Origin of the sequence: Dokdonia sp. (assembly GCF_039945015.1) — a bacterium.
Lineage (GTDB): Bacteria > Bacteroidota > Bacteroidia > Flavobacteriales > Flavobacteriaceae > Dokdonia.
The window spans coordinates 77,482-91,471 of sequence record NZ_JBDUXP010000009.1; the positions used below are offsets into that span (position 1 = coordinate 77,482).

Annotated in this window: 10 protein-coding genes; 8 read left to right on the plus strand and 2 right to left on the minus strand. The window is 33.3% G+C overall.

Annotated elements, in window-relative coordinates; all coding sequences use genetic code 11:
- Positions 1-5: 5 nt before the first annotated feature.
- Together ABJD27_RS07985 and ABJD27_RS07990 are read right to left on the minus strand one after the other, a co-directional pair.
- The gene (locus ABJD27_RS07985; RefSeq protein WP_348172407.1) at positions 6-6,083 is read right to left on the minus strand and encodes a hypothetical protein; all 6,078 of its coding nucleotides are present in this window, start codon (positions 6,081-6,083) and stop codon (positions 6-8) included.
- An 11-nt stretch (positions 6,084-6,094) separates the two neighbouring features.
- Complete coding sequence (locus ABJD27_RS07990) at positions 6,095-6,664, minus strand: hypothetical protein (protein ID WP_348172404.1); 570 nt, start codon at positions 6,662-6,664, stop codon at positions 6,095-6,097.
- Positions 6,665-7,846: 1,182 nt separating this feature from the next.
- Here ABJD27_RS07990 and ABJD27_RS07995 point away from each other — a divergent pair.
- The 8 genes from ABJD27_RS07995 to ABJD27_RS08030 are packed head-to-tail and all read left to right on the plus strand — an operon-like array spanning position 7,847 to position 13,987.
- Positions 7,847-8,482 carry a hypothetical protein gene (locus ABJD27_RS07995; RefSeq protein WP_348172401.1) on the plus strand — a complete coding sequence of 212 codons (636 nt, stop codon included), beginning with the start codon at positions 7,847-7,849 and terminating at the stop codon, positions 8,480-8,482.
- A 10-nt stretch (positions 8,483-8,492) separates the two neighbouring features.
- Positions 8,493-9,743 carry a hypothetical protein gene (locus ABJD27_RS08000; protein WP_348172398.1) on the plus strand — a complete coding sequence of 417 codons (1,251 nt, stop codon included), beginning with the start codon at positions 8,493-8,495 and terminating at the stop codon, positions 9,741-9,743.
- Positions 9,721-10,080, plus strand: coding sequence for a hypothetical protein (locus ABJD27_RS08005; RefSeq protein WP_348172396.1), 360 nt, complete (start codon positions 9,721-9,723; stop codon positions 10,078-10,080). Before ABJD27_RS08000 ends, ABJD27_RS08005 begins: the two co-directional genes overlap by 23 nt.
- Positions 10,081-10,536 (plus strand): prepilin-type N-terminal cleavage/methylation domain-containing protein, encoded by a 456-nt coding sequence (locus tag ABJD27_RS08010; RefSeq protein WP_348172393.1) that lies wholly within the window; start codon positions 10,081-10,083, stop codon positions 10,534-10,536. It begins immediately after the preceding gene.
- Between the two features lie 5 nt (positions 10,537-10,541).
- Positions 10,542-11,666: a type II secretion system F family protein gene (locus tag ABJD27_RS08015; RefSeq protein WP_348172390.1), complete on the plus strand. Its 1,125-nt coding sequence runs from the start codon at positions 10,542-10,544 to the stop codon at positions 11,664-11,666.
- An 11-nt stretch (positions 11,667-11,677) separates the two neighbouring features.
- Positions 11,678-12,088 carry a type II secretion system protein gene (locus tag ABJD27_RS08020; protein WP_348172387.1) on the plus strand — a complete coding sequence of 137 codons (411 nt, stop codon included), beginning with the start codon at positions 11,678-11,680 and terminating at the stop codon, positions 12,086-12,088.
- 5 nt (positions 12,089-12,093) lie between these two features.
- Positions 12,094-12,585 carry a hypothetical protein gene (locus ABJD27_RS08025; protein WP_348172384.1) on the plus strand — a complete coding sequence of 164 codons (492 nt, stop codon included), beginning with the start codon at positions 12,094-12,096 and terminating at the stop codon, positions 12,583-12,585.
- On the plus strand, positions 12,575-13,987 hold the full coding sequence (locus ABJD27_RS08030) for a GspE/PulE family protein (protein ID WP_348172381.1): 1,413 nt from the start codon (positions 12,575-12,577) through the stop codon (positions 13,985-13,987). Before ABJD27_RS08025 ends, ABJD27_RS08030 begins: the two co-directional genes overlap by 11 nt.
- Positions 13,988-13,990: the final 3 nt, after the last annotated feature.

A 13,990-nucleotide genomic window follows, 5' to 3' on the forward strand; every position in this document is an offset into this window, starting at 1 on the left:
CATAATTAATTATTAGCATAGGCTATGTCTACATCGATATCACAATCTGCTATCCCACCACTTAGAACATATGTAAATTCAAATCGAATTTGATGTAAAAATGATGGATTAGTACCCTCAATAAGTTCACCTCTGATATATCTAAAGGATAATGTTTCTTCATTTTCGTTAAAATCAAAATACTCAACAGGTTCTTCTATTATTGATGTTGGTGGTCCACCACCTTGATGAGTATAAATAGGATCGATCATAATGTTTGTAGCGTTGTTAGGGATAGCACTTAGATCTATTTCGATATCAATAAAAGGGGCTCCGTTTAATGCAAAATTATCCCCAAAACTACCAACACAAGCAATATCATTAATAGGTGTACAATCTTCTGGTTGCTCTACTTCAAAAACGTCTGCTTGTAATACGGTTGTTAGCATGGCTTCTTGTCCACCATTTACGCGTATACTATATCTCCCTGAATGAGATTGAGTATCTGTAATTGTATTTACAGAAGAAGCCATGGCAAAATGAGCATCTTGATTATTGTCATTGCCGTCATAATAATAATCTTCAAAACTGTCATATCCTATCTGCCCATAGGTACTGTTTGAAGCAACTGCTGTAGGCAGTGTATAATTATAACCATATTGTGCACTTGAGTATCGGTTAAGCGCATCCATGTTTTCCAGTTCTGCACCATAAGGACTATATTGTGTTACTCGACTGGCAAAGGTCCAATTGTCATCATTCACCGTCCACATATCATTATTTAATCGATAATAAGACGTAAATGAATTGAAAAAACCTTGTTGCCTTGGCGATACTTTTGTTATTGTATTATCTAAGGTATTACGCCCCGTTAAATGTGCGTAAGAATTTACAGCACGCCAATCTCCTAACGCATTATATACATATGGGTTAAACCCATAATTTTCTGGTGGTATGTTTGCTACTGCAGCAGCATTACTTCCAAAAGCCGCCCCTACACTTGATGGGAAAGGAGGAAGTCCTTGTTCTGCTTGTAACTCCCAATATCCTTTATAAGCGATTGCGCTCGCATTGATAAATTTTAGACCAGATGCGTCAGTTTCTGATTCTGTATTAGAAAATATCTGCGGGTTTAGTATACTACCGCCGTTTGCATTAATAATAGGATTTGCCTGACTTGTAATAGATGCCATAGATGCTGTATGAAGGTTGCGATACCCTGAGCGTGCAATTCTAAAATCAAGATTGTATTCTTTGGTAACATCAGAACAGGTTTGATTGACTACATCTCCAGTACGATTCATAAGTGTTACCGTATTTCCTTCTATAGCAACAACCCATAGTTTTTCTGCTTCTCCAAGGATATGCTCACCCGTCTCTTCATCGATACCATAGGTAAATAACTCATCACCTAAAGTAAAAATATCAGAAGCTTGCATCTCGCCTACATTTTGTAACGTAAATAGATGACGTCCTGGAATATGAGATTCACTATCTGTAAAATTCAATGTTCCTTTAATACCAATATTATTACTGGCTTTATCCATGCCTTTATAATACCAATGTGCTGGAAAGGAGAAGTTATAGTATTGATCATCATATTCATTGATGGTCTTCGTAAGTAATATTTGCCCAGACGCAGCATCCCACGCTACATTTTCTGTAGATACACTAGCGCCTAGATCGTATGCTATTTTTTCTTTAAGAATCCCTGTTTTATGGATTACTTTTGTTGTAGTAGTTGTATGTGCTGTTTTTTCATGGGTAGAATGACTTGGAAGTCCTAGAGGAATTACAACAACAAAAGGAGGGAAAGGAACTAAAAATGTAGCTACATTGGTATTGATCCCAAAACTTTCTGATTTTGAAAAGCTTTCTCTAAAATCTGTCACGACATCATAATGTGTCCCTACTTCTTTGTCTTCTCTCACTTCGCCATCCTCATATACCACAGGGACAGAACTGTCAAGATCTCCTTGTGGCGTTATATTATATTTATAATCAACTCCTGATATAAAGGCCTCAGATTCACTATAAACTTTCTGACTTCGTTGTTTTCCATTCATATCATTGGTTTCGACAACAAAGCCTTGACTCATCGCCAGCTCTGTTCGTGTACTTACCGTTTGACCTAATAATCCAGCTAGTACAGAAGCTCCAATATCATTTTCATTTGAAGCATATCCTCCTGGAAATAGTTGTGTGTAATCTGTTTTTGTTGGAAAATCATACGAAGTATAAAAGGTGTTTACCACTTTTCCTGTGGCATGTTTTGATATGGCTTGGTCACCGTCAACGCGTTCCAAATTCTTTACGCTAACCTGACGATAGGTTACCGTAGGAGAAGGGAAAAATGATTCTCCAAAAGGTTTTTCTACATAACTTACCTCTCTAGGAGCAACAAGACGTTCTCCAGTATTATAAAAAGGTTCTATAAATGGATTTTCTTTACTTAAATTAGGTTCGTAAGTTGCAACACCGCTAGAGCGACCATCTGCAAGATTATAATCGTATTCTTGTCCGTATTGAGATGTATAATACTTTATGTTTTCTTCAGCTGGGTTGGCATTGAGCATAGCATCCCATTGATCATTAAGTGTGATTTTTTTGACTCGCAAGCCACCTCCTAATTTACGGTCTCCACTATGTTGGAGTCGTATCCACGATTTATCTGGATTGAAAAGACGACCACATTGCTTGTTTCTTAAAGATTCATTAGGTCCTGTAAAGATTTCAGAGATCGATCCTAGACTTGAAATAAGTCCATACGCAATATCTCCTATATTCTCGCTACCTGGATTAAGTTCTAACCCGTAAGCTTGTCTATTTAAATACTGTCTTGCAAAATACCAAGATGCCTTGGATATAGGATTTACATTTTTAGTGCCGTTGACTCCTCCTTCTAAATCAGAAAACTTCATTCGTATGGCTCCATAATGTTTTCCTTCATTAGAGAACAGATAATACCTGTTGTTGGTTCCGTCAGTAGTTTCTAGAGCAGCTTGGGTATCGACCTCAAAATAACCACTTACATAGTCATAACTTTGAGATTCTCCAACCACCATATTGGACAAAAAGCGATAATAGATAGGTTTGTGTTCTTGACCTCCTAGATATTTATCTCTAAAAGAAAATACACTTTCTTCGGCTTCTGGAAGCTCTACAATAAGATAGCGAGCATCTTCATTGTAATTATCTGGATTATAAAGTTTGTTTCGATTAGTAGGTGATAAATCATCAGGATGGGGTATATTATCTTCTTTGGTTACACCCGCAATCTTAAACATCTGCATAGCTCTTCGATCTTGTACAAATTGATAATCATCAGTTTCATAACTTACATCCAATTTTCCTCCAGAGGGAAGATCTATAGCATTAAGAGACCATGCAGCAGCATACATATCCTGTGTGGCTCTATCTTCTTGATTTACAAAAGGGAATTCGGCAGCAGGAATAGTTGCTCCTTGTATGCTACAGTTTCCTAGATTTTCTTTATAATTCCCCCATACATCATATCCTTTTAGATTATAATTTGGATTAAAGTCACTGTAGTTGAATATATATGGAGTATACTTACCCATATTAGAATTACGATAGGTAAAAAACACCTTACGTAAGGAGAGTTTCCCACCTTCGTTACTTCCAGAATAGTTTTCATGCTGGTCTGGTGCTTCTCCAAAGTTATTAGGTACTTCTTTACATAATGAATAATCATATTCAAAATGTGCTACTTTTATAGGAGAGATCCCTTCATCATTTGTATTGTCGTTATCATTTAATAGATTATACTCTGGTTTTGAGTATAATGAGATGGTATTGATTTTGTACATGGGATTAGATGTAGCATTTCCTCCTCCGTTTTCATCGTCTACACCATGACCATCTTTTCTTTCAGAAAGATCAAATACGGCCACATGAGTTTTGGTTTCAATACGGCTAATATATTTTAGCTCTTTTTCACCATATATATAGTTCCCTTTTTGATCAAATATATTTGTTTTTAGACCTTCATTATAAGATGCTCTATTACTATTATATGGAGTTCTCCATTTAAAATCATTGTCCTTAGTTTCATAAATAAATCGTGTATAAGCACCTAAATCATCATCAGTAGGGCCATCACCTGTGATATCTTCATAATCATTAGATAAAACAGCTGTCAATAAATAAGTATGCGCATATTCTGGTGTTGTAATTTTATTAAAATAGTTATCAATTCCTTTGTCGTTGTCTGGAGTATTATCACTATTAGGAGCATAATTAACGAGTCCTGTAGTACAGTTATCACTGTCATTGCTTCCTACAGCAAAGGTTACTTCTTGTTTGTTTATATTATAAGCTGTTTCTCCATAGACATAGGTTGCGCCATCAGGTTGTAGGATATGCATTCCAGCAGTGTGTGCTTCTTTTGCATTTACATTTGGTGTTATTAACGAACTACTACCTATCGCAGTAACTTCAGCATTTGTAAACTTGGTTACACTTCGATTTTTACGTTCTCTATGGGTACGTTTTATCTTGCCGGTAAAACCATTTTCAGGAATTGACGTATATGTAGGTACATTATTCGTATATCCTTTTTTATTAAATTTATTTAATCCATAGCGACCAAATGAATTTGGGCTATCATTTAATGCTACAGAAATAGGGTCATAACCTCCTAGTTTCTCAAAGAATAGTTCTGACTCATCATCAACACGCATTTCTCCTATAGTTTTAAAATAGACATCTTCATAATCCATTTCATTATTAGCAGGGTTTTCAGGTCTAAAAAACGATGTAGCATTTGTATTCCATACACCAGTACGTGTCTCTGATGGAGATATTTTTAAATCGACACCTAGATGGAATCCTGAGGTTCCTTCTACCTCTCCTCCCAAACTCCCGCTAAAACTTGAATCTTGAACAAGTTGATCAAAAACATAAGATGCTTGACCTCTATAAGGGCGAAACATTCCTCCTATTCCTTGACCATTAATACTGTATAAATCATACGTGTAGTTAACTGCTGGAAGTGCTAATGTATTTTGAGATATGATTCTGTCTTTTGCGCGATTAAAATCCAGAATGTCGCGCGAAGTTGCTTTGTGTGTGTATTCATATCCATATCCTCGTTCTTCTTTGAATTCGTCTTTGATCTTTTGTGAAGATCCAAAAGCATCTAACCCGACCTCTGCGTCAATACCCCAAAAATCAGGTCCTATTGATGCAGAAAATGTATAACTTTGATTGACATAAGCATCTCGCTTAGAAGGAGTAAATGTATTGTTTACAAAAGAGATTGTTCCACTCCCACCTATTTTTGAACGGTAATCTTCTGGGAGCTTAAAATGTCCTAATTTTGTGGCTTCTAATCCTTTGACAGACGTGCTTAAATTTAATGAAGTAAGACCTTGTCTTGAGTTGAAGCCTACACCTAGTCCTAATCCTGATGATATTCCGTTAAGGGAAGATTTTTTGTCTGAACTTAATCTACGATCAAGACTTACATGAGGTGATATAGAAACTCCTTCGGCTGTAGATGTAGAAACATCCATGCCCACACTTACATTATCATTGATAGCAAATGATATCCCATAAGATGGTTTAAAAGAAATTCCTTCGTAATTGTTGTACTGTACACTTAAGCCAAAGCTCAATTCTCCTAATGCTTCAGCGCCTACTTCAACACCAACAATTTGAGGATTGATTCTTAAGTTCATTCCTACTGTCGTGTTAGGCTTAGTAGAGGTTTCATAGGTCATTGTATCGCCATCAAAATCATCGGGTAGTCCTCTGACTTGACGACTGATTTGTCCTACATTAAGGTTCCAACCTAGTCCCACCCATGAAGCTTCTTGATCCATGGTAATACCTGAGTCGTAAGCTAGGTTTAAGGGATATCCCCCAACATCCATAATCGGGATGTTGTAATTAAAATCCCCAGAAGCCAAACTGACCATATCTGAGGTTCCAATAGGTGTAAATGAATTAAATTCTGGTTGTGAAGGACCGCTTGTTAATGCAAATAATTGCATAGGTTGTACCGTCATCAGTATCAATTGTAGTGCTAGATAACTTGATAATACCTTAGAAAATCTACTTGTTCTTATAAAATGGATCATACTACTATCTTTTATAGTTTTATTGGATTATCGTCAAAATTGAATCGTAAGGTTCCTTTTCCAAAAAGTTGATCCTTATACACTAATTCTATCTTATCTTCTGGATTAACATCTCCAAAATGAAGTAATAATCTTTTGAAAGGTGCTACATTAAAATTGCGTTCAAACAAAACCCCAGAACAGGGAATTGTATCTTTAGAAGTGGTAATTAATTGGAAATCGTTTTGTATCCCAAAAGCCATATAGCGTACCGATGCATCATAATCCCGACCAGTAAAATCTGACAACAATAAATCTTTGCCAGTATCTTCCTGAAACTCTATGACAAGAACCCGTTCCCTAGACAGGTCTTGTGACATAGAATCTATTACATCACGTTGAAACATCCCTGTTTGTTTCTGAATGTAATATTGTAACGGAACTTCTGCTGCACGATACGCTATGGCATCCATATGCTTGGTACGCTCTATTGAATTCCAATGTTGACCATTATAAGAAAACTCCTTAACCGATAATGGCTTGTCATAGTTGCAACTTAACATACAACATAGAAAAACAAAACCTAAAACGTACTTACACATATCCCTAGTTATTAATCTTTAATATTTTTACTTCGGACTCGTATGAAAAAAACATAGTAATCCTAGCCCGTGTTCTGTAGAACACAGATAATCAATGCGTTAATTGTTTTTATTTGTTGAAAATATTATGTAAACACATAATAATCCTAGGCCGTATTTTTTGAAATACAGCATACAGATATGTTATCTATTTGTTTCAGAGAAAAAAATAGCACTTACGTACAAATTAAATTTGCACATAATAACATAGCAATTAACTATTGTTATATTTATTTGTTTGTTGAAAAAGATAAAATTTCTATATCGACACTTATTGTAACTTGTACAATATGTCTCAGAAAATAATTTTAAGATACTCTTTTTATAATCCAGGGTAGATTACAACGGCAGAGTATGTGGTGGTATTAAAATTACTTTTTGAGCAAATATCTCAAAAGAACTTTTATAATTACGCATCAAATAACTTTATAATATTTCATTTATGCAAATTAAAATATTAAAAAAAGACAAAATATTTTCTTTGTCACTAATAATCAGTTGATTGTGTTAAATTTATTTTGTGCTGTTTATAGATTCATACAATACTTTTTTTAAAAATATCAATTTGAAGTGCATTGTTTTTTAATCCCATTTTATGGATAAAATTCCATTTTAATACTTATATAAGGGGTTCATCGTGAGCATATTTTCGCGAAAGCGTATACCACATAATTGATAAATTTATTTTAGAATTATTTGAAATGAAAATCTACTTTATCATTCTTATTCTTGTGTATTTGAAATTTTATGTGTTCATTTGGGGCTTAAATGGAAAGTGATATAGCTTCTTTTTTTAGAAAAGAAAATATCATGAGATCGATTTTTTGATAAACTCTTATTTCAATTATATACCCTATTATAACTTGAATTTCAAAATCGATCTCTACTTAAAAGTCTATTTGATTTTTAAGTGTTCTCCATCATTACATTCCTAGTTTTTAAATAAAAATGATAGTCATTGTGACCTGTCGTATGCTATAGTATTATCTATAAATTATGACCTATGTATGTGTATGCATGATACATATTATGAATGTATATCTCTGTTTTTAAGCAAATTAAAGTTAATAAAAGAATGTAACTGGTAAAGATATGAATGTGATTTTTTCTAAAACAATATGTGTATACAGCTGTCTGTTTATATTGTTTTTATCATTCGGCAAAGAGTCTATTCAGCGTAAAATTATACGTGATGGAGCTTATGATTATGTCATCTATGTTTCTGTGGGCAAATCAATAAAAATAAATAATTTAAAAACATATTTCTGGTACCGTTCTGGAGAAATTAAAAATACGATAGGAGGCATAGGAGGAGATGTTTTACATGAAGAATTTAATAAATACTATAGCAACAAACAGCTAGCAGAACAGGGTAATTTTTATTACGGACTAAAGGATGGAATTTGGAAATCCTGGTATGATAACGGAAATGTAGAAAAAGTAATCTCATACCATAAAGGAGTTGCTCAAGGTAATTATTATGCATACGATACTTCTGGTATTATTAAAGCCAAAGGCCACTATTCAAAGGGTAAAAAATCTGGAACTTGGATAACATATGATGCGGTAAGTGATACTATAAAATACAAAAAAGGAGAAGTCTTTATAAAGAAAGAAAAGGACACTCTTAAACCTTCCTTATTTAAGAAAGTATCTCTTTGGATACAACAGAAAACAAGTAAAAAGAAAGACAGTTTAAAGGATACTAAAGCAAACCAAAAAAAAGAAAAAAAGAAACGTCGCAAAAGAGAAAAAACAGCCACTCCAAACAATAAATAAAATCGAAGCATTGATTAAAAATAGTACAGGTAAATTAAAAGCAGCAGCACTTTTAAACTCGGTCACAACATGTTTGATTGTAGCCTTGTTTAGTAGTGCTATCATTATGCTATGGTACTATAACCGCGTTCTTGTAGATACGTATAATCAAGAAATTGAACTCATTGCAGAAAATCAATATGCTGCTCAGTTTTTTCAAGCTTCATACGGATATAATGCTGATCAAAATATATCTGAATATAAAGAGGTTTTTGAAAACGGAATTCGATCGACATACCAACTAAAACCTTGGGGTGTCTACAACGTTTTAACTGTGACTAGTCATAGTAAAAGAGATTCTATATCTAAATCTTTTTTACTAGGGAATACTAAGAAAAAAAATCCAAAACTAGGATTATATCTTGTAGATAATGGAAAATCATTAAAGTATGCAGGCAGTACTACTTTATCTGAAAATATAGCGATTCCTAATGCAAATCTATCATCCCATTTCATTCCTAAAAAGAGGAATATGCTAAAGCGACCTAATAAAATAATAGCATCTACAGATAAGATGCCTGAGATTATTATACAAGAGGGGCCATATGACACAAATAATGATAATACACAGTTACTAGAAGAAATTATATCACAAGGAGGAGTTCTTGTCAATAGTTTTCAGAATAAGACTATTGAAGTTTTTGTACATACATCAGAACCTATAGAAGATGTCGTGCTTAAAGGAAATATTATACTAACGAGTAAAAATGAAGTTGTATTTGGAGAAACAGCTCATATCCAAGATATCATTATCCGAGCGCCAGATGTACGTTTCTTAAAAAACTTTGAAGGAAATGTCCAAGTCATTGCTACAGATAATATCACCTTAGAAGACGGAGCCGTTTTAAAGTATCCTTCAAGTATCTATACAGATGTTAAAGAAGATTCTATTACGATAGCTCTTGAAGGAAAATCAAGATTATATGGAAGTCTTGTGATGAATAGTAATTCTATAATATTTGGCAAAAAGGGGCACATATATATTGATACAGATGCAGCAATTATGGGAGATGTGTTTTGTTACGGAGTAGTTGATTTAAGAGGACGCATCTATGGAAGTGCGTATATAAACAGTTTTCAACATAAAACAAAGACAACAAACAATGATAATCTTATAGTAGATGCTCAAATAATTTCTGATAGTATTCCTAAGAATTATATGCGATTGCCTCTCATTGAGGATAAAGAATTTATATACCATGACATTATTAAAGAACTATAAAAAGTTAAAAGCCTCATCATTGGTAGAGACTATCGTGGCCACTGTTATAAGTGCCATTTGTCTTTCTATTGCGGTACTGGTGTTTGTTCAAGTTTCTAGTAATTCTGATGCTCTTATAGAAACAAAAGCTTCTCAAGCTCTCAACAAAAGAGTATATGAAGACTGGCTTCACGCATCTGTAGAAGATGATGTATTTCTTCTAAATGGCTACTCTATTGAACGTATAAAGAATGATAAAAATGAACAAAAAAAATGGATAGAAGTAACCTATAAAACGAGCGTCAATAATAAAACGAAAATTAAAAAACAATTTTTAAATAATTGGAATTTACAATAGATGAAATTAAAAGCATATACACTTATAGAAGTCATGCTTACTCTTGTAATAAGTAGTATCGTCATTGTATTTACATACACCATATTTTTATTTATTGATAAACAAATGATCACCTATCAAGCAAAGACCCAAGCATATCAGAATTTTAAAATAGTTGAGAAAACGTTGAGTCGAGATCTATACCTATGTGATATCATCGAGGTAAAAGAAGATCAAATGGATCTTATATACTATGACGAGACCATCATATCTTATAAAAAAGAAAGGAATCAGTTATTGCGAAAATCAAATGAAGGAAGTTATGTGTCTGTAGACATGCCTATTGTAGATTGGTCTATTACAGATACATACAATGAGACAAAACATGGCACATTAATACAAATTAAAACACAACTACATACCGATACCATTAATCTTGTTTTTACAAAAATGAAGACAGAAATGATTTTGAAATAGAACAAATGAGAATAGAAGTTTCTACACAAAAACAACATAATGCTGTGCCAAAAACGCAGAATACTTCTTTGATAAAGAAGGAATATACTGTGTTTGGAAAATTTTCAAACAAAAGAAAAGAAGCCTTCTATAGAGAATTTTCTTTGTTATTAAAATCGGGTGTTGATTTTAATAAAGCATTAGAACTCTTAATTACTCAAGAAAAGAACAAACATATTTCAAGTATCTATTCGACAATCCTTACTCAAGTGATTAGAGGAAAATCATTACATGAGTCATTACAAGATCTTTCTGAATTTTCTCCATATGAAGTTTTTAGTATAAAGGCAGGAGAAGAAATACGAAGACTTCCAGAAGTACTGGATGAATTACAAAAATACTATGAGCGAAAAATAAAAATAAAAAGACAAATCACGTCCATTTTTGCCTACCCAACCTTTGTGCTTACACTTACCATTGGGGTACTTTATTTTATGCTCAATTATGTAGTCCCTATGTTCTCTAGCATATTCAAACAATTTGGAGGGGAATTACCTTGGATTACTCAATTTGTGATCAAACTTTCTGCACGTTTTAATACAATAGCTCTTGTATTTGTAGGTACTGTGGCTGCTATTATTATAGCTCATAAATTATTAAAATCTAGTGAACGATATAAGCTCGCTTTAGGGCATGCCATTATAAGGATTCCCCTTTTTGGAAAGAATATTAAACGAATTGCATTGATGAAATTTTGTCAAGCTATGACCTTATTACTATCTGCAAAAACATCACTCACAGAGTCCTTAGAACTCACTGCTAGTATTGTTGATTTTTACCCATTAAAAAAGACAATACTTCAAGCAAAAGAAAGCGTCATAAAAGGAGTCCCTTTGTATGAAAGTTTAGACAGAAAGTTCTTTGATACAAAAATAATAACCATGATCACCATAGGAGAAGAAGTAAACGAACTCGATACGATGTTTGATAAACTCACAAAACAACTCAATGATGAGATGGAGTTTGCCACAAAAACCATAGGAAGTATTATAGAGCCATTAATGATATTCATTATAGCCATCATTGTAGGATTTATACTCATAGCAATGTATTACCCTATGTTTAGTTTAAGTCAAGTCATCGGAAATTAATAGCAATTGATATGAAAAAAGCAAAAAAAATACTTTTAAAAGCCTATTCCCTAACAGAGATTCTAATCGTGTTATGTATCATAGGAATTATCATATACCTAGCAGTACCAGACCAAACATCGACCATAAGTAGAGCCAAAGCAATTGAAGCTCAAAACATGCTTAATATGGTGTACGGCCTTGAAAAAAGCCACTTCTATAGATATGCAAAATACTCTTCAGATTTTGATGAAATAGGATTTGAACAATCTTTAACAACAGATAAAGGAGGCCTTGCAATCTATAAAATATCCATTATAGAAGCCTCTTCAAATACCTTTAAAGCACAAGCAGTTTCTATACAAGATCTAGATGGAGATGGACAGTACAATACCTGGGAGATTGATCAAGATAGAATTTTAAAAGAGACCATTAGAGATTAATACATATGGCAAAATATATCCTTTTAGGGATTTTAATAATCCTCATCGTAATTATATACCAAGACCTTAAGTATAGAGTGTTGGACCTCAAGTATGCTGTTATCCTATTACTATTATGTATTTGGTATAATAGCATACATCCTATACTAGATTATAAAAACACATTCCTAATAACAGGATTTATTCTAGTAAACGTTATGTGTCTTACGCTTTATTTTAGTGCAAAAAAGAGACAATTTATAAACCCTATAGATTCAAAAATAGGATTAGGAGATATTGTCTTCTTTGTAGTTATTGCACCACTTTTTTACCTAAAAGCATACATCTTATTTTTCATCACAGGATTACTATTTTCATTACTTCTATATGGTGTTGTTATACGCTTTCGCGAAAAGCAAAAAACAATTCCACTCGCAGGATATCTATCCATATACTTAGGTCTGATCTTATTGTCTAACACGATTTTTAATACCACCATTTTCAATCTTGGCATCTAGTGATTACATAGAACTCTCTGTAGAATTGCAGCAGCTCATAAGTGCTGAGGAAGCAAATCATTTTTCTATTGTACCCAAAAGTATTTTAGAGAATACCTATGCCTTTTATATAGATGACTCTAGAATTCAAGAAATAAATACAGTTCAACAAGACTTAACATTACTCTATGATAGATCTGTTTCTTTAGAACCTATAGATAAGAATGTGCTACAAAAAACACTGTCTATATACTACAGAAGTGGTAATGAACATATAGAATTACCTACAGGAAATACTAATTTTCTAGAAGGGCTCATTCTGGAAGCCAGAAAAATAAATGCGAGTGATATCCATATAGAAACATATAGTAAAGATGCAAGAGTTCGTATGCGAATTGATGGACATCTTATCGAAAAAAATAAGATTGACAAAAGTGATTATGCAGAGCTGATTAATCAAATTAAAATCAAATCCAAACTTAACATTACAGAAAAACGTTTACCACAAGATGGACGTATAGAGTATGAAGGGTTTGACATAAGAGTCTCTATCCTACCTACGCATTATGGAGAAAATGTCGTGATGCGTATTTTGGGAAAAGATGCATCAAACTTAAATATAAAGTCATTAGGATTGGGAGACAAAGACCTATCTGTATACCTAGAAAATATAAAAAAACCAAATGGTATTATCTTGATAAGCGGTCCTACAGGCTCCGGAAAAACAACCACCTTATATGCAACACTCAAGCACGTAAATGTAACCGAAAAGAAAATTGTTACAGTAGAAGATCCTATAGAATATACCCTTAAAGGAATTAATCAAGTACAATTAAGAGAAGACATAGGGCTTGACTTTACAACAGCATTAAAATCTTTTTTAAGACAAGACCCAGATATCATTATGTTAGGAGAGATCCGAGATGCAAAAACAGCCCAAATGGCTATACGAGCATCTTTAACTGGACATTTGGTGTTATCTACCATACACACAAATTCGTCTATAGGAACCATTTCTAGATTAGAAGATATGGGGATCCCATCCTTTTTAATTGCAGAAACATTAAACCTATCTGTCGCACAACGCTTATTGAGGCTTTTATGTAAAGACTGTTGTGTAAAAGTAAATACAGATCCAAATGATTTTCCATCCTCTTTTAGAGATACAGCGATAGAATTACCAGCATATCATTATCAGGCAAAAGGATGTTCTTCATGCTATTTTACAGGCTATGTAGGACGAAGCGCTATTTACGAAGTTTTAAATATAAATGGAGATGTTGCAAAGCATATAAAAAACGGAACAATAGAAAAGGCATCAGAACATATAGCCTTAGAAACATTGCCATTTAAAGCTTTTGAATTATTAAAAAAAGGAGAAACATCTCTTGATGAAATATATCCATTATTAATACAAGCATAAGAA

What these genes read in the sequence shown, in the direction of transcription:
- ABJD27_RS07985 (WP_348172407.1), bottom strand. Translation starts at nt 6,083, where the DNA reads ATGATCCATTTTATAAGAACAAGTAGATTTTCTAAGGTATTATCAAGT.
- ABJD27_RS07990 (WP_348172404.1), bottom strand. Translation starts at nt 6,664, where the DNA reads ATGTGTAAGTACGTTTTAGGTTTTGTTTTTCTATGTTGTATGTTAAGT.
- ABJD27_RS08005 (WP_348172396.1), top strand. Translation starts at nt 9,721, where the DNA reads ATGACATTATTAAAGAACTATAAAAAGTTAAAAGCCTCATCATTGGTA.
- ABJD27_RS08010 (WP_348172393.1), top strand. Translation starts at nt 10,081, where the DNA reads ATGAAATTAAAAGCATATACACTTATAGAAGTCATGCTTACTCTTGTA.
- ABJD27_RS08015 (WP_348172390.1), top strand. Translation starts at nt 10,542, where the DNA reads ATGAGAATAGAAGTTTCTACACAAAAACAACATAATGCTGTGCCAAAA.
- ABJD27_RS08020 (WP_348172387.1), top strand. Translation starts at nt 11,678, where the DNA reads ATGAAAAAAGCAAAAAAAATACTTTTAAAAGCCTATTCCCTAACAGAG.
- ABJD27_RS08025 (WP_348172384.1), top strand. Translation starts at nt 12,094, where the DNA reads ATGGCAAAATATATCCTTTTAGGGATTTTAATAATCCTCATCGTAATT.